This window comes from Methanoregula sp. (assembly GCF_041663825.1).
Lineage (GTDB): Archaea > Halobacteriota > Methanomicrobia > Methanomicrobiales > Methanospirillaceae > Methanoregula.
This window is the reverse complement of the sequence record NZ_JBAYLY010000004.1, coordinates 1-23,949: the sequence shown is the minus strand read 5'-3', so window position 1 is coordinate 23,949 and position 23,949 is coordinate 1. Positions and strand designations below refer to the sequence as shown.

At 53.1% G+C, this 23,949-nt stretch carries 19 protein-coding genes and 2 pseudogenes; 6 read left to right on the top strand and 15 right to left on the bottom strand.

Annotated elements, in window-relative coordinates; translation table 11 throughout:
• Positions 1-22: 22 nt before the first annotated feature.
• Entirely contained in the window at positions 23-496 is a 474-nt protein-coding gene (locus WCX19_RS02830; protein WP_373004682.1) for a hypothetical protein, read from the top strand.
• 93 nt (positions 497-589) lie between these two features.
• Here the strand turns inward: WCX19_RS02830 and WCX19_RS02825 are convergent, their stop codons facing one another.
• Both WCX19_RS02825 and WCX19_RS02820 read right to left on the bottom strand, forming a co-directional pair.
• A complete protein-coding gene (locus WCX19_RS02825; RefSeq protein WP_373004679.1) occupies positions 590-910 on the bottom strand; it encodes a hypothetical protein in 321 nt (106 codons plus the stop codon).
• Between the two features lie 177 nt (positions 911-1,087).
• Positions 1,088-2,257, bottom strand: a complete 1,170-nt coding sequence (locus WCX19_RS02820; RefSeq protein WP_373004676.1) for a redox-regulated ATPase YchF — start codon at positions 2,255-2,257, stop codon at positions 1,088-1,090.
• 130 nt (positions 2,258-2,387) lie between these two features.
• On the opposite strand from WCX19_RS02820, the gene WCX19_RS02815 reads away from it, so the two are divergent.
• Positions 2,388-2,978: a pyruvate kinase alpha/beta domain-containing protein gene (locus WCX19_RS02815; protein ID WP_373004673.1), complete on the top strand. Its 591-nt coding sequence runs from the start codon at positions 2,388-2,390 to the stop codon at positions 2,976-2,978.
• Entirely contained in the window at positions 2,975-3,832 is an 858-nt protein-coding gene (locus WCX19_RS02810; RefSeq protein ID WP_373004670.1) for a hypothetical protein, read from the top strand. Before WCX19_RS02815 ends, WCX19_RS02810 begins: the two co-directional genes overlap by 4 nt.
• A gap of 170 nt (positions 3,833-4,002) precedes the next feature.
• On the opposite strand, the gene gyrA is transcribed toward WCX19_RS02810, so the two are convergent.
• From gyrA to WCX19_RS02750, 12 genes are all read right to left on the bottom strand, one after another.
• Positions 4,003-6,495, bottom strand: coding sequence for a DNA gyrase subunit A (gyrA, locus tag WCX19_RS02805; protein WP_373004667.1), 2,493 nt, complete (start codon positions 6,493-6,495; stop codon positions 4,003-4,005).
• Positions 6,485-8,593, bottom strand: coding sequence for a DNA topoisomerase subunit B (locus WCX19_RS02800; RefSeq protein WP_373004664.1), 2,109 nt, complete (start codon positions 8,591-8,593; stop codon positions 6,485-6,487). The genes gyrA and WCX19_RS02800 overlap by 11 nt, the downstream gene beginning before the upstream one ends.
• A gap of 753 nt (positions 8,594-9,346) precedes the next feature.
• On the bottom strand, positions 9,347-10,174 hold the full coding sequence (locus tag WCX19_RS02795) for an energy-coupling factor transporter transmembrane protein EcfT (protein WP_373004660.1): 828 nt from the start codon (positions 10,172-10,174) through the stop codon (positions 9,347-9,349).
• Entirely contained in the window at positions 10,171-11,004 is an 834-nt protein-coding gene (locus WCX19_RS02790) for an ATP-binding cassette domain-containing protein (RefSeq protein ID WP_373004657.1), read from the bottom strand. Before WCX19_RS02790 ends, WCX19_RS02795 begins: the two co-directional genes overlap by 4 nt.
• 45 nt (positions 11,005-11,049) lie before the next feature.
• Positions 11,050-11,394 carry a PDGLE domain-containing protein gene (locus WCX19_RS02785; RefSeq protein ID WP_373004654.1) on the bottom strand — a complete coding sequence of 115 codons (345 nt, stop codon included), beginning with the start codon at positions 11,392-11,394 and terminating at the stop codon, positions 11,050-11,052.
• A complete protein-coding gene (gene cbiM / locus WCX19_RS02780) occupies positions 11,391-12,047 on the bottom strand; it encodes a cobalt transporter CbiM (protein ID WP_373004651.1) in 657 nt (218 codons plus the stop codon). The genes WCX19_RS02785 and cbiM overlap by 4 nt, the downstream gene beginning before the upstream one ends.
• Before the next feature lie 367 nt (positions 12,048-12,414).
• A complete protein-coding gene (locus WCX19_RS02775; protein ID WP_373004648.1) occupies positions 12,415-12,687 on the bottom strand; it encodes a hypothetical protein in 273 nt (90 codons plus the stop codon).
• A 537-nt stretch (positions 12,688-13,224) separates the two neighbouring features.
• The gene (locus WCX19_RS02770; RefSeq protein ID WP_373004646.1) at positions 13,225-15,276 is read right to left on the bottom strand and encodes a PAS domain S-box protein; all 2,052 of its coding nucleotides are present in this window, start codon (positions 15,274-15,276) and stop codon (positions 13,225-13,227) included.
• Positions 15,277-15,656: 380 nt separating this feature from the next.
• Positions 15,657-16,466 carry a DUF2927 domain-containing protein gene (locus tag WCX19_RS02765; protein ID WP_373004643.1) on the bottom strand — a complete coding sequence of 270 codons (810 nt, stop codon included), beginning with the start codon at positions 16,464-16,466 and terminating at the stop codon, positions 15,657-15,659.
• A 47-nt stretch (positions 16,467-16,513) separates the two neighbouring features.
• Positions 16,514-17,632 carry an ABC transporter substrate-binding protein gene (locus tag WCX19_RS02760; protein WP_373004640.1) on the bottom strand — a complete coding sequence of 373 codons (1,119 nt, stop codon included), beginning with the start codon at positions 17,630-17,632 and terminating at the stop codon, positions 16,514-16,516.
• A gap of 7 nt (positions 17,633-17,639) precedes the next feature.
• Positions 17,640-18,434 carry an ABC transporter ATP-binding protein gene (locus tag WCX19_RS02755; RefSeq protein ID WP_373004637.1) on the bottom strand — a complete coding sequence of 265 codons (795 nt, stop codon included), beginning with the start codon at positions 18,432-18,434 and terminating at the stop codon, positions 17,640-17,642.
• Between the two features lie 9 nt (positions 18,435-18,443).
• Positions 18,444-19,505, bottom strand: coding sequence for a FecCD family ABC transporter permease (locus tag WCX19_RS02750; RefSeq protein ID WP_373004634.1), 1,062 nt, complete (start codon positions 19,503-19,505; stop codon positions 18,444-18,446).
• Positions 19,506-20,032: 527 nt separating this feature from the next.
• Here WCX19_RS02750 and WCX19_RS02745 point away from each other — a divergent pair.
• The 3 genes and pseudogenes from WCX19_RS02745 to WCX19_RS02735 form a co-directional block, all read left to right on the top strand.
• Positions 20,033-20,218, top strand: a pseudogene (locus WCX19_RS02745) (methyl-coenzyme M reductase subunit beta); the annotation flags it as partial.
• 45 nt (positions 20,219-20,263) lie between these two features.
• A pseudogene (locus WCX19_RS02740) lies at positions 20,264-20,640 on the top strand (methyl-coenzyme M reductase subunit alpha); the annotation flags it as partial.
• A 173-nt stretch (positions 20,641-20,813) separates the two neighbouring features.
• Positions 20,814-21,188, top strand: coding sequence for a winged helix-turn-helix transcriptional regulator (locus WCX19_RS02735; protein ID WP_373004631.1), 375 nt, complete (start codon positions 20,814-20,816; stop codon positions 21,186-21,188).
• A gap of 996 nt (positions 21,189-22,184) precedes the next feature.
• Here the strand turns inward: WCX19_RS02735 and WCX19_RS02730 are convergent.
• Entirely contained in the window at positions 22,185-23,618 is a 1,434-nt protein-coding gene (locus WCX19_RS02730) for an ATP-binding protein (RefSeq protein ID WP_373004629.1), read from the bottom strand.
• Positions 23,619-23,949 lie beyond the last annotated feature (331 nt).

Here is a 23,949-nt window from a genome sequence, read left to right as displayed (position 1 = left end):
ACCGGACCTAAAGGAGAGATCCATGGAGAAAGTTCTCAACGATTATATTGAACGAATGAGACCCGTCTTTGGCCGGATACCGGAAAAGACCGCCCATGTTATCGCATCGGCATTTTTCGCGTTCAAGTTCGAGTTATATCCAAAAACCGTCCGCGAATGCACGACCGCCCTTTCGCAGGTACCGGATGGCAGCGGCAGCGAGGCCCTCAAAAAGGCGCTTACGATCGTACGCGCCTACGCGGAGGCACTTGAGAACGCGCAGGTCAGGCCGGATCACGTGGTCGCTTTTACGGATGCCGAGCATGCGTACCTTGCGGTCAACCTGCCCCCGGATCGTATTGAAGATCCCGACACGCTCGAACTGGACAATGCCCTTCTCCTTCTCTATGCAGTAGCGGTGATCTCATCACCCGATGACGAACAGGCCTTGGACGAACACCGGACGTATGTTATAACGATGCTTGGTACCTACAAGCGGGCATTGGGTATTCCATAACGCTTTTTTTTAATCTGACTGCTCCAGATGCAAGTGGCCGTGGTCAGAAAATGGCCTGCGGGCTCTGCCCCTTAAAAAAAAACAAAAAAAAAGTTACAGGCTGTCAAGGCTGACCGCATTGAAGTCCTGTGCCATATCCTTGATGTCCTTGACCCCAAACGCTGTCTGCACGGACGCGAGTTCAAGATCGTTTGCCGCGTCGCAGACATAGTCCAGGATATCGACCGAGAGCTCCTTTTTGATCTTGCTCTTTTTCATCTGGTCGAGCAGGGACGCCATCTTTTCGGGGGATTCCATGCGGAGCTTTGCAAGGCTCATGACACACATGTAGATGCGGGTCAGGTTCCTGTCTGTGCCGGTAATGGTGTCAAAGAAGTTCCTGATCACCTGTGCCTGGTATATCTCTCCACCCATGGATTCACCTCCGTTCTATCGGTATTTCCCCTATACTCTTCGTCATGTTATAAGGTTTGTGGTAAACGGGAGCCAAATCAGGCCAAAATCACGAAAAAAAGGGCAAATTTCGCGTGGGAGCGGCGCGACTGTCTGACAATGGGATGACACCCGTCACACAGCGCCGCATCCCGGCGCCTACTTCGCCGCACTCACGATCTTTATGATGTCCCCATCCTTGAGAAGATGGTTCTCCTTGATCCGCATCTTGGTGCGGGCATCGATCGCGTACAGGAAGCCCTTCCCTATATCGGTGTGTACCTGGAACGCAAGATCGTGCGGGGTCGATCCACGTTTCATCAGGAATGCATCCGGGAGCACATCGCCCTGCTTGTTGCAGAACTTATTCTCGTCCTCGACCGGGTACACGACAATCCGGTCGAGCAGTTCAAAGACCGCACGGTTGATGGCATCCTGGACCCCGGTCCCGTTGTTCTTCTTCATGACCTCTGCGATTTTTAAAAGACCTGCTTTCTGGGGCGCGGAGAGCGTGACCCCGTCCGCGACCTTAAACTCCTTGTCGCCCGGGAGGTATTTTATCACGTTTGCCGTTGCGGCATTTCTTAAGGCAAGTTCTGACGCGGCGCTCACAAACGCAACTTTCTGTGCGGCAAGTTTCTCCCGGAAGGCCTCGGGGGTCTCATCGACCTTATTCCCGACCACAAGCATCGGCTTTGAGATCTTTACAATCTCGGCACAGAACGGCACGAGTTCTTCCATCTGTGCGTGGACGAGATCGAGTTTGAGCTGCAGTTCCAGTTCACGCACTTCGTCGGGAGTGATCCCAAGGCCGGTGAAGACCTCGGCAATACCCTGGTGGATGGAGAACGTCTTGACCGATGCCTGGCGGGAGAGACGGGACCAGTGCTTGTCAAGGATCCCATAGACCCACATCGTCATCTCAAAGCCAAGGAACTTCACGTCTTCTGCCGGGTCATGATTCCCGACACCCACCGGGTTTCCTTCGCTGTCGGTCCCGCCGCTTGCATCGACCACGTGGAGGATCGCATCGGCCTGACGGAGGTTGTCAAGGAACTGGTTGCCCAGTCCCTTGCCCTTGTGCGCATCGGGAACCAGTCCTGCGACATCGATGAGGTTGACGGCAACGAACCGGACCCCATCCACGCAGTGGCCGCAGTTGAGGTCAAGGCCGTGGCAGGGACAGGTCGTCCGCACGTATGCGACGCCGAAGTTGGGATTGATGGTCGTAAATGGGTAGTTGGCGATCTCTGCGTTCGCCATAGTTGCCGCCTTGAAAAAGGTCGACTTTCCGCAGTTTGGTTTTCCTGCAAGCGCGAGGGTGATCATTTGTATTTCCTCATCTGTCAAGAATTTTTAATATCAACGGATGGCTCTGCCGGATCCGCCAGAATAATCTGAAGTTGTTTTAGTATAGAATCTGACAAAGTTTTTCATGGCTGCTTATTAAAAGGTACTTATGACCTTTATCGCAAAAACCTGCTATTATTTCGATAAACCGGGCCCGGTAAACACCACTGATGCCGCACGCTTTGCCATAGAACGGGCAAAGGAACTCAAACTTAAGACCATCGTTGTCGCAAGCAGTTCAGGAGAGACCGCGCGGGTCTTCTTTGACGCGATGAAGGGAACAGGACTCTCCCTTGTCGTCGTGACCCACGTGATGGGTTTTACTAAAGCCGGCGAATGGGAGTTCTCGGAAAAGACCGCACAGGAACTCCGTAAGGAAGGTGTGAAGATCGTGACCGGTACCCATGCCCTCTCCGGCCTCGAACGCGCCCTTTCAAAATCCCCGAAGGTCGGCGGCGCGTCCCGGACCGAAGCGATAGCAGAAGCGCTGCGGCGCGTGATCGCGGTCGGCCTCAAGGTTGCCGTCGAGTGCGTGTTGATTGCCGCCGACCAGGGTGCGGTCAGGATCGATGAGGAGATTATCGCGGTCGGCGGGACGGCAAGCGGCGCGGATACGGTCTGTGTGATCCGCCCGGCCTACACGGCAAGTTTCTTTGATCTCCAGGTGCGGGAAATCGTGGCCATGCCCCGGGTCAGATGACCATGGTCCTTAAGGAATTGCAGGAGGCTGTCCGCGTCGTTGGACACACCCCGGCTCTCTGGGTTTCCGGGATCGTCGCAGGTCTGCTTGGCGCGGTGCTCTGGATTATGTTAAACCTCTCCGGCACGTTCTTTACCAGCCGGCTTGTCATTATCTCCGGCCTCGTGATGGGACTCTTTGTTGCCGGCACGTTTGGACTCTTAAAGAAAAACGAGACCGGTGCCGGCACGATGGTGCGCGAAGGGGTACGTTACTATTTCCGGGTGCTGCTCCCCTGGCTTGTCATTTTCTTTGTGCTCATGCTCGTCTTTGTGGTGATCATGCTCGGAACGATCCTTTTTACCGGGGGTTCAACTGATTATGAGGCTGCGGGACTGTGTGCCATATTTTTCATGGTTCCCACGTTGTTCATGGCATTCTTCTGCGATACAGCGGCAGTCTACGAGGATCTTCGGGTTTTTTCCGCCCTCCGTCAGAGTATTGTCATGGTTTCCCGCAACACATGGAAAGTGCTGGGATTTTATGTTACCTGCTGCGCGCTTTTGTTCATCGACTTCTTCGTGTTTGCCCTTGTCTGGGAGGGCCTTCTCTTTAACAAACTCGAGCCGCTCACTCATTTTAACGAGACCCAGTTTGCTACCTTTACCCCGGATCAACTGGTAACCATGATCGGGCCTGATGGCATGTGGGTTACTGCCGCCGTCATCTTTTTTGGGGTCGTATTTCTCGTGCCGCTCCTGCTTGCATTCAAGGCCACATTCTATAGGAGCTTAATCGGGAGCGGGAGCCCAACAGCACCTGTCCAGCAGATGACCGGGGAGTTTGACAGCAAAGGCCGCTGGTACAAATACTAAAAATATCACCAGATTTTTTGGATTTTAAAAAAAATATCAGAATATTTTTCAAGTCCGTCTTTGAGCCATGGAACATAATAGCGCGCTCTGGAGAAACTGACATACGTGCAAATAAGGAAAAGCCATATTTTTTAAAATCACAGAACAGCACAAAAAAATGTATTCAAAAGTTATGGCGCAGCCGGGGTGTCAGGTTCAACGACGTCTGCAACATTAGATTCTGGAATGATAGCGACACCAATTACTTTGTCTTTCTCGTCGAGACGCATGATCCGGACACCTTTCGTGCCACGCCCGACGCTCCGTATCTCGCTCACCCGGGTCCGCATGACAACACCCGCAGCCGTCATCACGACTATCTCATCTGAGTCCGAGACCGCGCAGGACATAATAACGACGGCATCGCGTTCGAGAGAGATATTCCGGACTCCCATCGTGCCCCTTCCGTGCCCACGGAACTCGTCAAACTCAGTCCGCTTCCCGAACCCGACGTCGGATATGGTAAGCAGGTGATCTTTTTCAAGCAGGGTGACCGCAACGATGGTATCCCCTCCTCGCAGTTTCATGCCTCTCACACCAAATGCGCCCCTTCTGACCGTCCGCACCGTTTCCTCGTGGAACCGTAGGCTCCGGCCGAATCGGGTGGTAAGTACGAGTTCGTTCGTCCCATTCGTCGAGATCACCTCTATCAACTGGTCATTCTCATGGAGTTTAATGGCATTCGTGCCGATCGACCGGGGAAAGGAAAACTCGGTTTGGGGGATCTTGATAACTTGTCCCAGTTTCGTCGCAAACAGGAGGAACCGGTCCTCGCGGAACTCGCGGATCGGAACAACGGTCGTCACGACCTCTTCTTTTAAGTTCAGGAGGTTTACAATCGGTTTGCCCTTTGCCACCCGGGAGCTCTCGGGTATTTCGTAGACCTTGAGCCAGTAGACCCTGCCGAGGTTCGTGAAGCAGAGCAGGTAATCCTTCATGCCGGCTGCAAAGACGGAATCGACAAAGTCCTCCTCTTTTGTGGTCATGCCGGTGATACCCCGGCCGCCCCGGCGCTGCTGGCGGTAAGTGTCGAGGTCCATACGCTTGATATAGTTGGCGGTGGTGATCGAGACAAGCACCGTCTTGTCCTCGATCAGGTCTTCTGTGGTGAGGTCGCCGGTCGCGCTTGCGATCTGTGTCCTCCTCTTATCGCCGAATTTCTCGGCAATTTCGGTAGTCTCCCGCCGGATCTCGTCTTTTATCGTGGCTTCGCTTGAGATGAGGGTTGTGAGCCGGGTGATCTCTGCAACAAGCCCGGTCTTTTCATCGGTAATTTTCTGCTGCTCAAGAGCCGCGAGACGGCGCAGCTGCATCTGGAGGATCGCATTTGCCTGCACCTCGTCAAGGCCGAACCGGGAGATGAGCGTGAGCCGGGCATTATCCACCGTGTCGGACGAGCGGATCGCGGCGATAATTTCGTCGATCCGTCCGAGTGCAAGGAGCAGCCCTTCGAGGATATGGACTCTCTCCTGCGCCTTTTTAAGGTCAAACTCTGAACGGCGCCGGATCACTTCGATCCGGTGCTGGACAAAGGAGGAAAGGAGGCCGTGGAGGGTGAGCACCTTGGGCTGGCCATCGACAATCGCAAGGTTGATCACCCAGAAACTGGATTCGAGCGCCGTGTGCCGGTAGAGGTTGTTTAAGATAACCGGCGCCATCGTACCCTTACGGAGCTCGAAGACGACCCGGATACCCTCCTTGTCTGACTCATCGCGAAGATCGGAGATGCCATCGATCCGTTTCTCTTTTACCATGTTTGCAATGCCCTCGATCCACTGGGCCTTGTTTACCTGGTACGGGAGCTCGGTGACGATGATCCGGTCGCCCCGGTTGCCGCTGTCGGAGTCCTCGATCGTCGCTACTCCACGGACGACGACCCGGCCCTGACCGGTCATGTAGGCATTCTTCACGCCGTCGGTGCCCATCATGATGCCGCCGGTCGGGAAATCCGGGCCCGGCAGAACTTTCATGAGTTCGTCGACGGGAACCTCCGGGTTTTCAAGGTATTTTATGACCGCTGCACTGACCTCGCGGAGGTTGTGGGGCGGCATCTTTGTCGCCATCCCAACCGCGATACCGTCCGTGCCATTCACCAGGAGCTCCGGAATTTTTGCGGGGAGCACGGTCGGTTCCTTGAGGGATTCATCGTAGTTGGGAATGAAATCGACCGTCTCCTTCTCGAGGTCCTTTAACATCTCCTCGGCAAAGGGGGTAAGCTTGACTTCGGTGTACCTGCTTGCAGCCGCAGAGTCCCCGTCGATTGACCCGAAGTTTCCCTGCCCCAGCACGGGCATGTACCGGTAGGAGAAGGGCTGGGCCATCTTGACAATCGTGTCGTAGATGGATGAGTCGCCGTGCGGGTGGAACTTACCCATCACTTCACCGACGACCCTCGCGCTCTTTTTCGTGGGCTTGTCGCTGGTGTTACCCATCTCCCACATCGCAAAGAGTGACCTGCGGTGGACCGGCTTGAGGCCGTCCCTGACATCGGGGATTGCCCGCCCGATAATAACGCTCATCGCGTAATTGATATACGCGACTTTCATCTCCTTTTCGATGCTGATCGGCTCGACCCGGTGGGTGAGCGGGCCGGATGCCGGGGGCAAATCTTTTTCAGATGTCAAGGTTGGTCACCTCCTTTGCGTGGCGCATGATGAACTCTTTTCGTATGTCCACGTCCTTTCCCATCAGTGTCTTGAAGATCTCGTTTGCTTCCATCGCGTCTTCGATGTTGACCTGCCGGAAGATCCGGTGCTCGGGGCTCATGGTCGTGTCCCAGAGCTGCTGGGCGTTCATTTCACCCAGACCCTTGTACCGCTGGACGGAGACGCCCTTCTCGCCCATCTCTGCGGAGAGTTTCTTCATGTCCTCTTCGGTAAACGCGTATTTTTCCTCTTTACCCCGGGCGATACGGAACAGGGGCGGCTGGGCGATATACACATACCCGGCCTCGATGATTTTGACCATGTACCGGTAGAAAAATGTCAGGAGCAGTGTCCGGATATGTGCACCATCGACATCGGCATCGGTCATGATCACAATGTGATGGTACCGTGCCCGCTCGACATCGAACTTGTCGCCGACGCCGGTTCCGATGGCGGAGAGCAGCGTCTGGATTTCTGCATTCTTTAGGATCTGGTGTTCCCCGGCCTTTTCGACGTTGAGGATCTTACCCCTGAGCGGGAGAATTGCCTGGAACTTCCTGTCCCGGCCCTGCTTTGCGCTGCCTCCTGCCGAGTCACCTTCCACGATATAGATCTCGCTCTTTGCCGGGTCGCGTTCCGAACAGTCAGCAAGTTTCCCGGGAAGACCGGAACTCTCAAGCGTGCTCTTGCGCCGTGCGAGTTCCCTCGCGTTCCGTGCTGCCTCGCGTGCTTTTGCTGCCGAGAGGGATTTCTCGATAATGATGGCAAGTACCTTGGGGTTCTCATCAAAATACTGGCTGAGCGCCGCATAGACAAGAGAATCCACGATGCCCCGGATATTGCTGTTCCCAAGGCGCATCTTGGTCTGGCCCTCGAACTGGGGATTGGCCATCTTGACAGAGATCACTGAGGTCAGGCCCTCGCGGACATCCTCGCCACGAAGCTGGATCGTCGAATTCTCTTTTATTAAGTTATTGCGCTTTGCCACCGTGTTGATGGCCCGGGTGATCGCGCTCCGGAACCCTTCCAGGTGGGTGCCGCCCTCACGTGTGTTGACACTGTTGACATAGGAATACGTTTTCTCGTCGTATCCTGTCGTGTACTGGAGGGCAATCTCGACCTCGACCTTGTTTTCGGGGTCTTTCTGGGTGATATCGATGGGAACTGGGTGGAGACACTCGGTTCCTTCATTTAGGTATTTTACGAACTCCGAGAGCCCGCCCGTGCAATAGGAGGCCCGGGTGCCGGTACGTTCATCCGCGATCTGTATCGTGAGACCGGCGTTTAAGAAAGCCAGTTCGCGGAGCCGGGTGGCAAGAACGTCGTAATCGAATATGACCGTCTCAAAGATGGTTTCATCGGGCCTGAAGGTAATCTTTGTACCTGTGAGTTTTTGGCCGAACTCCGCAAAGAACCGTGCACGGTCCTCTGCTTCAGTATTGGCTGGTTCTTCAGGTACTGCCGGTTCAACGGAGGTTACAGGTAATACCGGTTCTGCGGGTCCGGACAGGCTCTGCTGGACGGTTTCATGGAGGGAACTCCGGGTAAATACCGCCGGTGCTCCGTACCACTGCTGGTACCGGATGAGTGCCTCGTTGAGCGTCTCTTCCCGCTGCGAGATAGGGCCAAGGGGAATTCCCTTGGAAAAATGCATCTCGTAAATGTTGCCGTTCCGGTAGACCCGGGCAGTAAGGTTGGATGAAAGGGCGTTTACCACCGAGACACCAACCCCGTGGAGACCGCCCGAGACCTGGTAGGTGGCCTTGTCAAATTTACCACCAGCATGGAGGACCGTAAGCACCACTTCGAGAGCGCTCTTGTGGTTCTTTTCCATCGTATCGACCGGGATACCCCGGCCATTATCCTCAACCGACAGCGACCCATCGCCATTGATAATAACCGAGATCAAGGTACAGAATCCGGCAAGTGCCTCATCTATGGAATTGTCCACAACTTCGTACACAAGGTGGTGGAGCCCCCGGGTATTGGTGCTCCCGATATACATTGCAGGGCGCTCGCGTACCGGTGTGAGCCCTTCAAGTATCGTGATGTGGGATGCATCGTAGGAATCAGTCAAAGGAAACCTCCTTTAAAAAATCATTAAAAAAATTCCTTATAATTAGCACAATAACTATTGGTTCTTCGACACAAAAACTCTATGGTTCGAAAAAAATTGTAACCGTACTTTTACAAAACGGTACCCGTCGCATTCCTGCGGTTTTTTAGAGAAAACGGTACCTCCTCATTTGTACAAAAGTGGCACCCCCCCACCTCCGGGCCACAAGAGGGGGTAGGGGTATCATGCTTTTAAAAAATCGGTCGGGGGGGTGGGGGTACCTCTCATTTTTGGGAGCGGGGGGTACCCCCTTAGCAAGAAAAGAGGCCCCTACCCCCCAGGCCATCGGCCGGCAAAAGATACCTTCAGACGATAACTCCACGCGAAACACAGGCTTTGGAAATGCAGGAATGAGGGGTAGTCCCCCACTTATGCCCGGACAGGGGGTGGGGGTATCATGCTTTTGAAAAATTGGTCGGGGGGTGGGGGTACCTCCCGTTTTTGGGAGCGGGGGGTGCCATCATGAGCTGGTGGAGGGGGGTACCCCCAATGGACCGGGAATCGCTTCGGTAAGTACTATCAAAAAATTCTGATGTTTGTAAAGGAGTTTGTAAAGGAAAATTTAGAGAATTACTGGGTTTTTTTGAATTCGCGATTCCGGTCATGTCAGGGATCTCCCGGGTAATACTCCTTCCGTTAATGAGATCATCTGCATTCTGTGTAAGCCTGTGGTCTACGGGAGATTGCCAGAATCCGGTACAAAAAAGATATCCCCTAGAATAAACGGATGGCGGTCAGCCAGACCGTTACAGGGATTACAATAACAAAGGCCAGCGAGATGCAGAGAAATGCCGCATCCCATCTACCGAGCGGTTTCTTCTTCACGAACAGGAAACTGTCTTTGCCGTATCCCCGGCAGAGCATACTCGTGTACACTCGTTCGCCCTGCTCGTAGGAGCGGATGAACATGGTGCCGATCAGGAAGCCGATCTGGCGGAGGCGGTACCTATAGGGGAGGTGACGGTCGAATGCATCGAAACATTTCGTTTTTAAGGTTTCGTTCATTTTGCGATACATGTACCCGAAAACGAACAGGTAGCGGATCATCATGCCCAGCGCGAGGGCAAATTCCGCCGGGAGACCCATCCGTGCAGCCCCTTCCAGCATTTCGTGCATCTTGGTCGTCGAGGAGAGCAGGATGATAAACGAGATGCACACGACAAACTTTACAAGCAGGATGAATGCAAACTCCACCGATTGCGCGTAGATGTTTATCCCGAGCGGCAGGGAGTACAGAACATCATACTCGGTGTAATACTTGTTTTTTAAGAAGATCTGGAAAAAGATGATAATCCCCCAGAGTGGGACGATGGCACAGACACGCCGTAGATACACGACAAATGACAGCCGGGTGCAACACCAGAGGATAAAAAAGAAGAGAAAAAAAAGTGCCCCCACCGTATAAATCATTGTCGAATAGGGAACCGCAACAAGGGCGATAATTGCGGCAAAACATATCGCGATCTTTACCCGTGCATCGATCCGGTGGATAACGCTGTCCTTATACGCATCTCGTTCGACCTGAAAGAGTTCCTCGATCATAATCGTTTGCCAAATGCACGGAGCAGTGCCTGTTCCGCGTCTGCATACGTGTATGCCATCGAGATCTCTACCCCGTTTGCCTGGAGCGACCGGATCAGCCGGGGCAGTACCGGAACATCGAGACGGACGGACTTGAGCATATCCGGCTGCAGGAAGATCTCATCGACTGTTCCTGACGCAACGATCCTGCCCTTGTCCATGACATAGATGAAATCGGCCACCTCCGGTACCAGCGCAACATCGTGGGTGGAGAAGATCACGGTCATGCCGTATTTCGATGACAGGGAATTGATAAAATAATTTAAATCTGCAACCCCCCGGGGGTCAAGACCGGCCGTAGGCTCATCGAGTACGAGTACCTCCGGTTCCATCGCGATCACCCCGGCGATGGCCACCCGTTTCTTCTCTCCGCCGCTCAGGTGATGTGGCACCCGGCCGGCAAGGTGCTCGATGCCGACTACGCGAAGTGCCTCGTGGACCCGGTGGCTGATTGTCTCCTCGTCAAGGCCCAGGTTGGTCGGGCCAAATGCGATGTCCTGCTCGACCGTGGGGGAAAAGATCTGGTCGTCGGGGTTCTGGAACACGAGACCCACAAATTTCCGGATTTCATTCCGGTTCTTTTTCGTGATCGGTTCTCCCCGGATCAGGACCGAACCGGAAGACGGCTGGAAGATACCGTTAAAGTGCTTGAAAAGTGTGCTCTTCCCGGCACCATTCGACCCGATCACCGCAATGCGGGCGTTTCTTGGGGCAATGAAATTGACACGATCCAGTGCCGTGACGTCACCAGGATAGACATAACAGAGATCGCGGGTTTCGATAAGGTGCATGAGTGTACGAAATATGATGAAAAGAAATAAAGGTGTGTTGGTTTTTTATTTGGTTGGTTTTCCTGCCAGCTTGATCGCGTATGCAATACCGAGTACGACGCCAAAGGCGAGCAGGGTACCAATAACAATGGCGATGATGCCGCCAGCCGATCCCATCGACTCACCCAGCCCATAGTCGGGCATCGGAGCTGAGTATGAGAATTTCCCGGTCAGGTCTTCATGGATCTCGGCACCTTCCGGGGTTCCCCCGGTAAGAGTTTTCTCACCCTGTATGATCAGGGCCGTGCTCTCAAGGCCATCCGGGTCACCGGACGCAAGGAAGACTGCGACCACCCCGATAAGGAGTGCGACAATAATCCCCCCAATAAGGAACGTCTTGTTATCGATCATGCTGTTTGAACCCCTCCTTTAATTGGTTTAACCCCGGTATCGACCAGATCCGGCCGTACACTGGTGATCAAGTAGATTGCTGCCACAGTGACGATACCTTCGATCACACCGATCGCCGCATGGTAAAGCCCCATCGCAATGAGCCCTTCCTTCAGCGGGAATGTCCCGGCTAAGAACATCTCTACTGCGCACGCGCACGCCGGGATCAGGCAGGCAAGCCATGCTGCGACAAAACCGGAGACCGGCATGCTTTTTGTCGTCTTCATGAGTCCTTTGAACGAGTAGTACCCGACAAACCCGCCAATAACACCCATGTTGATGATGTTTGCACCCATTGTTGTGATCCCGCCGTCACCGAACAGGACTGCCTGCACGATCAGTACCATTGTCAGGATGAAAACCGCGGCAAACGGCGAGCCGAGGACAATCGCGGCAAGCGCCCCGCCGACGAGGTGCCCGCTTGTGCCCATGGAGACGGGCAGGTTGAAGGACTGGAGGGCGAAGATCCCGGCCGCCAGAACTGCCACAAGAGGAAGTTTCTCTTCGCTCATCTCGTTCTTTGCCCAACGAACTGCCAGTATTACAAATATCAGGGCGATAATCCAATAGATCCCGCCCTGCCAGATTGGTATAAATGCATCAGGAATATGCATGAACTCACCACTACAAAGTTATTACAATTATATCCAATAGTAACACTCAATAGATAAAATATGTTGCGATTTGTTATCTGATTCGATAATTTTTTTTTAATGATACAATTAAAGTGTGAGAAATTCCTATTTGTTAAGAATTTTAAAATCCCAAAGAGTTCTTAATATAAGTATTGACGACGAGCACATTGCCATTACCGGGTTCTGCCTCCTGGAAACAAGCCTCGCTACGATCTTGTAATTGCGGCACGCAATAATATTCCGGAATTCGTACAAAAAAACGGATCGACAGATCTCACATTATCCCCTTGTTTTGGGATATACCTCTTGAAAAAGAGAGATACTAGGGATGTGCATAAATTGGCGATCAGAATTCTTCTGCGATCCCGTATCCCCACGCGTAGAGCCGGGCCACGGGATCGTTTTGCGGGAAGAGGTTGCAGTTAAGACCCCTGACTCTTAAGAACCGGTCTGCCATCGAGGGCGACAGCGGGATAATTTTATCTTTGACGGTCCTGCTGGTAGACCAGAGATGAAGATAGTACGTGATCCTCTTGTCCGGATCGATTGCACTGTGCATGTAGAGATCTTTTCCGGTTACCTTTGCATCGGAAGCGTCAGAGACCGGCCGCGCTCGCAAGATAGAGACACTCGTCATACCGCGTATTGACGGTTGTCTTACGGCTGCCATCATACAATGTCTGTTTCATTTTCGTTACCTGACTGCTGTTTTCCGGGATCATTCCCCAATGATCCCGGTTTCTTGGCGGACAAACAGCAATAAGCCCGCAGCGATACCTTGTCGAAGGGTGAGGAGTTCTCCTTTTTTGGTTAAGGTGACATCTCCACAGGGAACATGGGGCGGCCCTGTTAATAAGTATTTTTATTTTTGTAGCAAAAAATATGTAGTTTTTAAATTTTTATAATAAGTGTTAAGGAACGTGTGCATCAGAGCGGCAGATCTTTGGGGTCCGATGCGCCCCTGTCCCCATGCAGGAAGAATACGGGGCAGAACCAAGTACAGGGGCAACGCAGGCTGCAGGGCAATTTTGCCAGTTACGGGGGTTCGTATAAAACGTGCCCGTCAGATTGTTGGCCGGTGCTCATTTTCCAGGCATCTGCGCATGAAGGGATCCATAAATGGAACGGGGCATCTGTTTCCGGTAACCGATGGCCCTCACGGCGACGTAAGATTCGGAAGGTCGTTGTCTTTGCGTCCCAGGGCTTGCCCGCAGGTAAACCGGAATGAGGGAAGGGGTACCTGCATCTCGAACTGCGCGCCATGACCGGGCTCGCCCGTTTCCCGGATCGTGATATCAGTCAGCGCGAGGATCTCCTGCACAAGGTACAGGCCGAGCCCGGTATTTTTCCCAAAGCCCCGTTCGAATATATGAGATTTCTCATCATCAGGGACACCCACCCCGTTATCGTTATAGATCAAAAGTAATCCCCGGTCATTTTTCTGAAAAGATACAGTTACTGCGCTCACGTCCCCACCATGCCGCAGGGAATTGTCGATGAAGTTGTAGAAAACCTTCTCAAGAAGCGGATCCGCAAAGATCTCCAGACTGTCCACTAAAATCGTAAATTTGATGCGGGGGGCATTGACCTGCGCCGTCACACAGGTAACAAGCTCCTGCAGATTCTGCCACTCGGGATCGTGGATACCGAGATCCTGGTAGTCCCGGGTAAAGAGGATACTCTGGTAGATTGCCTGGGCTGCACGTTTCTGTTTTTTGAGGTAATCCAGAATGAGGGGGTCGTTAATTTTTGCATCAGCCAGTTCCATAAATCCCATCAGCGCCGTGAGATTGTTGAGGATATCGTGCCGGGTGACGGAATACATCAGGTTGAGGTCCTTGTTTGCCCGGGTCAATGCATGCGTGTACCGTTCCACATCGTCGTGCTGCCGAACGATCTGCTCCTCATAAATTTTCCTCTGCGTGACATCATGGAAAAGGATCTGCACAAGCACCCGGCCCTCAACACCAACAGGAGAAAAAAACGCTTCCACCCAGGTCGTCTGTCCATCGGGTTTTTTAATCGTGTAAGCCTGAGGATCGGGCAGGGTTTTCCCGGTTAGTACTTCTTTGGATCTGGCAAGGATTGCCTCACCGGTTCCGTTGCCGATAAGGGTGTCAAGGGGTGTCTTGAGGAGCTGCGGCGAGCTCACACCAATCAAAGTGCACACAGCAGGATTGCCATAGACAATCTTCCCGTTCTCATGGATGAGAAGCGCATCGGGCAGTACCTCGACGAGTGCCCGGTATTTTCTCTCGCTTTCCTGGATCAGCCGGTGGCTCTGCTGGAGTTCATCAACAGTATGGCGAAGCTCCTCCTCGGTTACCGCCAGTTGTTCGTTCCGTGAGAGGATCTCCTCATTTTTGCGGCCGAGTATCTCCCGATTCGCCCGGTGTTCCATGATGCGCTGCACCCGTTCCGTGATGTCGCGGAAGGTCTCAATCGCACCGGTCACGCAGCCATCCGCACTTAAAAGAGGTGTTGCCTTCACCCAGAGTACCAGGTGTTTTCCCCCGGGCACATCCACCTCGCATTCCCCGATAAGGAGCCGGGGAGATATCTCCCGCATATGGTAGCAGGTGCTCATGAGCCGCTCATTCGGGGAAAGAATCAGGTTTGCGAGAAGGGGGCGCGGCTTTCCGTAAAACGGAACCGCGTAGGCATAATCCCCTTTTTCCAGGATTGCATCTGCACGAATGCCGGTCATCTCCTCGGCGGCCCGGTTCCATACGATCAGTTTTCCCTGGAGATCGATGACAATGGTCGGGTCGGGCAAAAAGTTGAGGATATTCTCAATCTGCTGGTGGGACTCCTGCGCGGACTGTTCGGCCCGGTACTGCCGGTCGGCAATCCGGATCTTGTGAGTGAGCTCTGCGTACTGAGCCACCGTATCGGTACCCTTCTGGAGGTAGAATGTGACCCCGTTGTTGAGCGCCGCAATCACAATCTCCTCCCGGCCTTTCCCGGTAAAAAGGATAAACGGTATTTTTTCGCCATCTGCCCGCAATTTTTTCAAAAGTGCGAGCCCGTCCATTCCCGGCATGTCATAGTCGGAGACAATGACGTCGTAGGTCCCGGTTTTGAATTTGTCCAGGGCAGCAGCGGCAGAATCTGCGGTCTCGACAGAAATTTCGCCGGTTTTTTGCAGAAATGCTCTGCTGATATCCAGCAGTGCGTGTTCATCATCGACAAGGAGAGTACTGATCATAGTATCGTCAGGGCATCCAGATAAGTGAATAATGTACCACTTAATATTATGAATTTTAAAAATGTTGCTATTTTTTACGGAAAATTTCGGTATCTGAAAAACCGGCCGGCCCGATACAGTAAATGCCAAAACGGCTGCGTGAACTGTTTATGAGACAAGGATCTGGGTACATCCTCGCAACACACGGGATCCCCAAAGGAGATACCCTTCAGGGATCCGGCGTGTGAAACTCGGCAGCTTTCCCATATGCCGGGATGTGCCGGTTGTGTTTGTTTGTGTCCACTTCAGCAGTGGCACAAGAGCCTCCCGTAGATCTTTTCCCCTGCCCCCGATCACAGGGGATTGCACCACCAGAAACTACCCCCTACAATTGTGCTGTTCTATGATGACCCAAGATAAAGGCGGTTCTTCACATCGGACATGGTCATGTTGTACTTCACGACCGGCCCATACAGGATCATTATGGCCTTCCAGTCCTGTTCCGCGAGATCCGGTTTGTCAGTGTTTGCGGGATGGAAGAAACTGTCCTCATCGAGTGCTTCTCCGGTTATCCCCAGCCAGTATGTCAATGCCCGTATCAGATAATGGCGGCGTTTTTCAGGCGGCAGATCCGCATTCACGAATATCTGCTCCGTTCCATTTACACTATAGATGATAGTATCTGAAAAGAGCGAGTCATATTCTGTATAATACATCTGGTCATTTCCTATCTGATCTTTCTGGAGATCGTGCAGTTGCCGGTTGGGAAAGATATTGATCCAGAGGTCTGCATCATTTCCATCATTTTTAAGGAACGGGTATAATTTCTGGGTCTTCGAGATACGGTTGAACTTTGTGATGAACTCCTCTACTTCTTTTTTATCTTCAGCAGAATACGCACCGAACAGGGAAATGGTGATCGAATGCCGATATTCCCTCCTCATGATAACGCCGTTATATTCCGAGAAGGCGATGGTCAGAAAATGCTTGTTGATGTCTTTTGTCGGTATATACTTCTTCTGGGACAGATAGGATGCTTTGATATCGTTTTTGATCTGTTCTGCAGTGTCCGATGAGTTCCTGTCGTCAGACCCCACGGTATCAGAAACCAGTGCAGGTGTGACCGGGGTGGTGACACTGGTTGTTGTGTCAGTCCCCGGAACCCGCGATGGTGCCAGACAACCGGCGCACAGCAGGAATGCTACAATCATGGCCGCCAACCACATACGACAAATCGGGTTCATCCATACCTCTCGATTCAGATCCCCGGGCTGACTGCTGCCGTGCTGTTTGCGCCCGGCACAAAGTCCCTGCTGTATTCATCCAATGCAGTAAGCGGATCGGTGCCGGAGAACAACTCCGGGTGCAGGATTGCAGCAACCAGCGGGAGCCCTGCCGGTGCACGGGGTCCGACAACTACCTTGCCGCTGATGGCATACACGTCCCCATTCGCGACCGCACTGACATCCGCAAGCGCGGGCCGGTCTGCCACCTGCTGTCGGTAACTGTCCAGGGTTCTGCCTTCAGGTATCGGATCAGGCGCCACCTTGATGATAACCGAAGGGTTCTCCTTGATCAGCCACTCCGGTGTTACCTTGACATAACTCTTGGACTCCGTGGCAGCGATATTGCTTCCGCGTGCAACAAGGACCATGTCGCCGATGCTGCTGTTTACTCCCTGCGCCATGTAATCGGAATACCCTTCAACATATACCGGTGTCAGCACCGTACCAGCGGTCTTTTCCGTAGTATACGCGTACCATGCATCGAAGAACCGGATGTACCGGCTGGCATTGCTCTCCTGGCCGGTCATCTGCCCCAGCGACCGGGCATCGCTCCGCAGCGTTGTAAGCCGGTTGCAATCAATGTAGATAACCGTGATCTTCGAACGTTCGAACTGGTCGGCATTTTTCAGCCGGTACCCGCTGTACGAGACGATCGCGTTTGGTTTGAGGCCCAGGATCCGCTCTACACTGGGTGCATCCCAGGTCCCGACACTGACTGCATTCGGGATGAGCGGCGCGAGCTGGCTGTTCTTGAGCGTTGTGTCGGTGACCCCCACGATCGAGTTCCCCGCTCCCAGTGCGATGAGCATCTCGGTGGCATCGCTGTTGAGGCTGACGATCCGGGAGGCAGGACCATCGAGCTGCACCGTATTCCCGAGGCTGTCAGTGATGGTGATTGCAGCACGTGGTGTTGCGGCCGTAGACGGGGTGGCTGAGTTCGTACATCCGACGATAACGATAAGGGCTGCGAGAATACCCGCAAGAATGAGTATCGTAGAAAGATGCTGTCGGGTCCTGCCTGCACTTTTTTTTCCGTGTGTCACTACGGTGACTTTTCCCTTCTTATTGGCAAATTTTAGGTTTGTTATCATCAGCATATCACCCTGTCATGGTCTCTACTGCCTCTCCCCCTTCCCATTCCGGGAGGAGGTACGTGCCGGTACCGGTTGCAATACTGCACATATCCACACCGTAGACTGAGCGGATGGCTTCCCGGGTCATGACCTCGGCGGGGGTTCCCTGCTTAACGATGGCGCCCTTCTGCATCATGACGATGCGGTCCGCATAATACTGGGCGAAGTTCAGGTCGTGGACCACCACGAGTACCGTCGCCCCTTCCGTATGCGCCAGATCCCGGATGAGCCGGAATACGGCAATCTGGTGGCGGATGTCCAGCGCACTGGTCGGTTCATCGAAGAGGTACAGGGTCGGCTGCTGGGCAAGGGCCCGGGCGATGAACACTTTCTGCCGTTCACCCCCGGATAACTGATCGAGTCGTTTTCCCGCAAGGGGAAGAATCGCCATGCTCTTCATCGCTTCGTTCATAATAGCGAAATCTTTCTTACTCAATGCCCAGGATACGTGCGGTCTCCTGCCGATCGCAACGGCATCCAACACCGTGATCGAGGCCATCTGCCGGAAGTCCTGCGGGACATAGCCCACCCGTTTTGCCATGTCGATCTTGGGCAGCGTGAAGAGATCCAGGTTGTCCAGCTGTATCGATCCTGCCGATGGCACATTGATGCCGGCAATGGTCTTGATGAGGGTGCTTTTGCCGCACCCGTTTGGGCCAATGACGCCGACAACCTCCCCCTTCCCGGCAGAAATGCTGACGGATTTGAGGATGGGCGTTGTATCATACGAAACGGCCAGGTCAGAAATTTCAAGTCTCATGTCATCGCCTCACGTGAATATCCGGTTGTCCTTGCTTAAGATCAGGTACATGAAGAATACGCCCCCGAGAAGGTACATGATGACACCGACCGGGATCTCCACCGGTTCGATGATGGTCCGGCCGATGGTATCCGAGACCATCAGGATCAGGGCGCCTAAAAGCGCGGAACAGGGGATGAGGTACCGGTTGTCCTGCCCGATGAGAAGCCTCCCGATATGCGGCCCGATGAGGCCGATGAAGCCAATAATGCCGGTGAAGGCGAGACAGGCGGACGATGCAAGCGTGCAGAAGAAGAGGCCGAGGAGCCGGACTTTCCTGATCTCCACACCGGCATTCTGGGCAACCTCGTCCCCGGCAAGAAGAGCGTTTAGGTCCCATGCCTTGTACAGGAGGTAGGCACAGCAGATGATGACAATCGGGGTGACAAGGATCACGGCCGACCAGTTGGCGCCCCACATCCCTCCCATGAGCCAGAGTGTGATCTGCCGGAGCTTCTCGTTGTCAGTGGTGTACTGGAGGACCATGAGCCCGGCCTGGAAGATGTACCCGAGGACTACACCTGCAAGGATCAGCGTGGCGCTGGTCGATCCCCGCCGCAGCGATATGGCATAGATCAGGAAGACCGATCCGATACCGAACGTGAAGGCCGAGAGGACGATAAATGCGTCTTGGTACTCCATGAACGCGAGGGAGAGGAGGGGTAGGGAACTCATGACAATTGCACATGCTGCACCGAACGAGGCTGCGGATGACATCCCGAGCGTGAACGGGCTGACGAGTGGGTTGCGCATCAGGGCCTGCATCACGGTTCCCGCAACAGCAAGACTTGCGCCGGTCAGCACAGCAAGGAGGATTCGGGGCATCCGGAGGTCCAACACGATCATCCGCGTCTGGGTGTCCAGCGCATTCGGTTTGATGAGGGCATCGATCACTTCCATGACGGATAGATGGATCGAACCGGCATTGAGGGCATAGAACCCGGCTGCAAGGAGAGCGAGCAAGAGTGCCCCGAGAACCAACCAGCGATGGTGCCATTCCCGGTTATAGAGTATTTCAATATCTTCATCCATTAAAGTATGTAATCTAAGATAGTTCGTATTAAGTATTGCGAATTTTTTTATGAAATAGATTACTTGTGGGATATTCCGGTAAAAAGCAGGAATCTGTTTTCAGGACCGTCCCGATCTTAATCTCCGTTGTCTCAAGGACAACGTCATGTTGGGACATGTGGGATAGGGTCTGAAGATCGGCTGGACATCACGGTCAGTAAAAACCGGTGGCTGCATATGCCCGCAGTTGCCCATGATCTCGCAAAACCGCATCATCTGGTTGCGGCCAAGTGAGAGGATGATGCAGATGGCCCATTTTTTGGAGATTGTCGGCATGAGCCCCTGCAGGCAGCAAAAACAGATGTGGTCGCTATCCTCTTTCATAGTCGCTTTCTAACTGTAAAGTTGGTAATATTAATACTTCAAGTCTTATAGTTTTTACAAAATATGAAAATTCTATTCAATCGTAGTATAACTGGATGCATGGCGGCCACCCCAACAGCCGATCCTGCACTGACAGTATCCCCCACTAAACAACGCAAACAACGATGATAATGGCACATTATACCGAGATGATCGATCTCTATTCCGATGACGGAAAATTGTTGAAGAGCGATGTCCTGCTCCATCAGATAAGCCCGCTCTTAAACCCAGCAGCACACACGATAATCGATTTAACGAAAAGAAGGATCAACGTGAACCTTGCTGAAATTGAAGATGCGTTAAAGAACGGAAAACTTGGGAACGACCGGATCCCCGGCAGGGAACTTATCCTCCCGATCCTTGATGATTCCATCTATTATGGCATGGACTACCTCAAGGACAAGTACGGGTTCAATTACCGCGAACCGGGCCCGGACAAGGTGATCAAACCCATGCAGGAGAATGTTAATGATCTCGCAACCGAAGTCCCGCTCTACAGCATGGAGCAGTACGAGAAGTACCCGACATTAATGGAGGACCACTTCGGTGGCTCGTAGCGTGCAGCGGTCATGGCCGCAGCAGCCGGGCTGACAACCTCTATCGGCACAGGCAACTCAAACGCAGGGTTCAACGCGTGGTACTTCTCGATGATTATCCACAAGGATGCATGGTCGCGGTTCGGGTTCTTCGGCTACGATCTCTCCAGGACCCGTGCGGCTCGGCAACAAAGATTATTGCCGTAAGTGCAATGGCAAGTTTCAGCGGTTTTTTGTGTGCGTGATCGTGATCGTCCATGGTATTTTCACTCCAGCGGGAAGAGGCCGGACTAAAGAGTATCCTGTTTGCAGGTAGTATCAATTTTATAGGTAATAAGCCGGAACGTAACGGCAGGGACAGGTAGTATCCATGAAGAAACCACAAGAGCCGGAGAATGAGATCTGTTTTTGCCCGCTTTTCGGGCTGCTCGATGTCATCGCCAAAAAATGGGCGCTCCTGATCATCGCAATTCTCGGGAACGAAGGATCGAAAGGCTTCAATGAATTAAAAAACGAACTCGACGACATCAGCCCGAAGTCGCTCTCGGACACCTTGAAAAACCTGGAACGGATCGGGCTTGTGGATAGAAAAATCCTGCCAACCTCGCCACCCACAACGCAATACTCGCTGACCGGTGACGGCCGGGAACTGCGGGGGCACCTGATCCCGCTCCTTGTCTGGGTCTCAAAACGGGGGGCAGAGGATCTTCCCGGCTGTCCGATCCGGACGAGAAAAGGACGGTAGCCTGACAGAGTAAGCCAATGTGCGGATCTTCCCGGAATAGTATTTCCCACGACATATGATTAGCGGGGGAGACAAGAACGAACCGAATGGACGATAGGTAATTCGGGAGACCACATCCCCGCGTACAATCAGTCTGGCAGGAAAAGATCGGGATCCTAAAAAAAAAGTCCGGCGCCGGCCGGACCGTGGATGCATCGCTTCAGCGATCAGGGGCAGGCCGTAATTCCGGCGGGCCCCAAATCACTGGAGAAGGAATTGTGAAGGAATCACTTCCTGGATTTTTTAGCTGCACTGGTTCCTGTCTTGCTCTTTGCTGGTTCGGTCTTCTTTGGCTTCGTTTCCGGTATGCTCTTTTTCTTTGTTGTTTCAACCATCTTCGGTTTCAACTCCCCCTGTCTGATGGATTCTGGTTACATAGGGTGGATCGGGATGACAATGAAACGAGCGCCGGCATCCGTTTTTTAGAAGGGATGTCCGGGCGGACACGGATGCCTGTGCTGGGATCATCACCCCGGTTACCGTTTGGCAGAGGCAAGTAATAAACATTTTTAATTTCGTATGAAATGATGTGAGAATAATCATTTGTTATGAACCACACGGATCAAAAAACAGGGATATTGAAAGATGAGATTTATTGAGGACATGCAATTCTGAATGAGAGAGGTATGAGGCGATTTTCTGGCGATGCTCTCTGGTGCCATCACCATATACTGGTTGGGCAGTCAAGTATAAAAATTTTTCAATTTCGTATGAAATTTTACTATTACATGGATTTATGGAATTCAAAACATTTTCTGACCAGGGGTACCCTCTTTGATGGATCCGACAAGCGAATCAGTATTTGATCGGACATATGACATTTCCACGGCACTGCGATGCCAGGATTTGGGGTCGCATTCCGTGAAAAGAAGGGGGCCAGATGAGGAGCGCAAAAGCTTGTCGTGAAATTCCTTGTGCATCTGAAAAAATTTAACGTACCTGTCAGGCTCTCCATTGCTATGGTGAAGGCCGGGAGCCGGGGGTATCCAGCGGCACATCTGCAAGGTCATGTACACGGTACCCTTCAGCCCGTAGTTTTTCCTTGCCCAAAATATGCTTACCTACAAGACAAAACAATTCCTCCCGCCGGTCATTGCGCCACCGGACTTCTGCGGATTTCTTCTCCAGATCCAATAAAATTCGTTTTGCATCCGCATGGGAGAGATCGCGCCATTTGCACTCGCAGAACAGGATCCGGTCAGCAGTATCGTCGAGACCGACCAGATCGATCTCCTGCTCCTGGTACCACCACCTGCCCAGCGTGGTAAAATGCAGGTCGGGAAGGAGCAGTTTTGTCCGGATAAGATGCGCAGTAAGCTGTTCGAACATCCCGCCGGCATATCCGGGAAATGTGCCCTGGATCCTCTCCAGGACTTCCCCGGTCCGGTCCGCCTCAAGATCGATCCTGTTCGGAATGATATACCGGAAATAAAACGAGAGGTAGGGATCGGTAATGAGATAATGCCGTTTCCGGAACTTCGGGGATGCCGTTACCGGGATCTCGTCATGGACGATGTGAAGCCGGGTGAGCACACTGAGGTACTTGGAGACCATTCCCTTGTCAAGCCCGGTCTCGTTACAGATGTCCCCAAGCGTCGTGCACCCTGATGCCAGTGCCCGGAATATCACCCGGTAATTTGCCGGTTCCCGGAACTCGTAGGTGAGTAAGAGATCCCCTTCTGTTGCAAGGTACGCGCCGCGTGACAGGATGGATGCCTGCACGTTTTCCCAGAACGGCTTTTTGGGGTCAAATTGCCGGAGGTATGCCGGTATCCCGCCCAGCACAAACCAGGTCATTGCACATTCTTCCGGGGAGTACGGGACAAACTGCCGGATGCAGGGGTACGGAAGGGGTTGTACCTGCCATTGCCCGGTCCTCCTGCCATAGAGCGGGCTCGCAGTTCCGAGCACCTCGGTCTCCATGGTGCTGACAGAAGATCCCGAGAGGATCAGCATCACCGGGGCACCAGAGAGATTCTCGTCCCAGCACTTCTGGAATACGGAGGGGATTGCCGGGTTCCTTGCGATGAGGTAGGGAAATTCGTCGATGGCGATGACAACTTTTTTTCCCGGCTGCCGGTTGGCAAACCCGGTGTGGTGGATGAATGCGGAGAAGAGCGAGTTCCAGTCCGCGTACTGCGGCTGTTCGAAGGCCGGGTCATGCAGGAACAGCGCTGCGTGGTGTGCAAACTCCCGGATATTCCGTGCGTCGCCTTCCTCGGATGCAAGGAAATAGATGCCCGGTCTTCCCTTCAGGAACTCTAAGAGCAGGGAAGTTTTCCCCACCCGCCTCCTGCCATAGAGGACGATGCACTCCGCAGTGTCCGTTGCATGCCGGTCTTTGAGAAACCGGAGTTCCTGATGGCGGTCAACAAAATTCTGTTGAGGCATGAGTATACTACTTTACTCTCAACGAAAAGATAAGGTTTTCCGTGGGAGGTGGAGGTTGGTCGTTCTGCCGCCTTTCCCAGTAAACCCCAAAAAATCCTGTCGGATAATTCCCGCGCCCCACGAAAAATTATCAGGCTCCTGAAAAATACGGGCAAAGAAGACTGCCGGATCCTCCCGAAACCCCTATACAGCTAACCCGAACCATCAAAGTAATTTAAATACGAACCTGCCGTTCTCCATGGATAAGGGGAAACATGTTCCAGAATTTCTGCACGAGGGTGGAACGGAAACTGAGGCGCCTTGGTGTCGCACGAAAAGCGGCGGCCCGGTT

What these genes read in the sequence shown, in the direction of transcription:
- WCX19_RS02830 (WP_373004682.1), top strand. Translation starts at nt 23, where the DNA reads ATGGAGAAAGTTCTCAACGATTATATTGAACGAATGAGACCCGTCTTT.
- WCX19_RS02825 (WP_373004679.1), bottom strand. Translation starts at nt 910, where the DNA reads ATGGGTGGAGAGATATACCAGGCACAGGTGATCAGGAACTTCTTTGAC.
- WCX19_RS02820 (WP_373004676.1), bottom strand. Translation starts at nt 2,257, where the DNA reads ATGATCACCCTCGCGCTTGCAGGAAAACCAAACTGCGGAAAGTCGACC.
- WCX19_RS02815 (WP_373004673.1), top strand. Translation starts at nt 2,388, where the DNA reads ATGACCTTTATCGCAAAAACCTGCTATTATTTCGATAAACCGGGCCCG.
- WCX19_RS02810 (WP_373004670.1), top strand. Translation starts at nt 2,975, where the DNA reads ATGACCATGGTCCTTAAGGAATTGCAGGAGGCTGTCCGCGTCGTTGGA.
- WCX19_RS02795 (WP_373004660.1), bottom strand. Translation starts at nt 10,174, where the DNA reads ATGATCGAGGAACTCTTTCAGGTCGAACGAGATGCGTATAAGGACAGC.
- WCX19_RS02790 (WP_373004657.1), bottom strand. Translation starts at nt 11,004, where the DNA reads ATGCACCTTATCGAAACCCGCGATCTCTGTTATGTCTATCCTGGTGAC.
- WCX19_RS02785 (WP_373004654.1), bottom strand. Translation starts at nt 11,394, where the DNA reads ATGATCGATAACAAGACGTTCCTTATTGGGGGGATTATTGTCGCACTC.
- cbiM (WP_373004651.1), bottom strand. Translation starts at nt 12,047, where the DNA reads ATGCATATTCCTGATGCATTTATACCAATCTGGCAGGGCGGGATCTAT.
- WCX19_RS02770 (WP_373004646.1), bottom strand. Translation starts at nt 15,276, where the DNA reads ATGATCAGTACTCTCCTTGTCGATGATGAACACGCACTGCTGGATATC.
- WCX19_RS02765 (WP_373004643.1), bottom strand. Translation starts at nt 16,466, where the DNA reads ATGATTGTAGCATTCCTGCTGTGCGCCGGTTGTCTGGCACCATCGCGG.
- WCX19_RS02760 (WP_373004640.1), bottom strand. Translation starts at nt 17,632, where the DNA reads ATGATAACAAACCTAAAATTTGCCAATAAGAAGGGAAAAGTCACCGTA.
- WCX19_RS02755 (WP_373004637.1), bottom strand. Translation starts at nt 18,434, where the DNA reads ATGAGACTTGAAATTTCTGACCTGGCCGTTTCGTATGATACAACGCCC.
- WCX19_RS02750 (WP_373004634.1), bottom strand. Translation starts at nt 19,505, where the DNA reads ATGGATGAAGATATTGAAATACTCTATAACCGGGAATGGCACCATCGC.
- WCX19_RS02735 (WP_373004631.1), top strand. Translation starts at nt 20,814, where the DNA reads ATGAAGAAACCACAAGAGCCGGAGAATGAGATCTGTTTTTGCCCGCTT.
- WCX19_RS02730 (WP_373004629.1), bottom strand. Translation starts at nt 23,618, where the DNA reads ATGCCTCAACAGAATTTTGTTGACCGCCATCAGGAACTCCGGTTTCTC.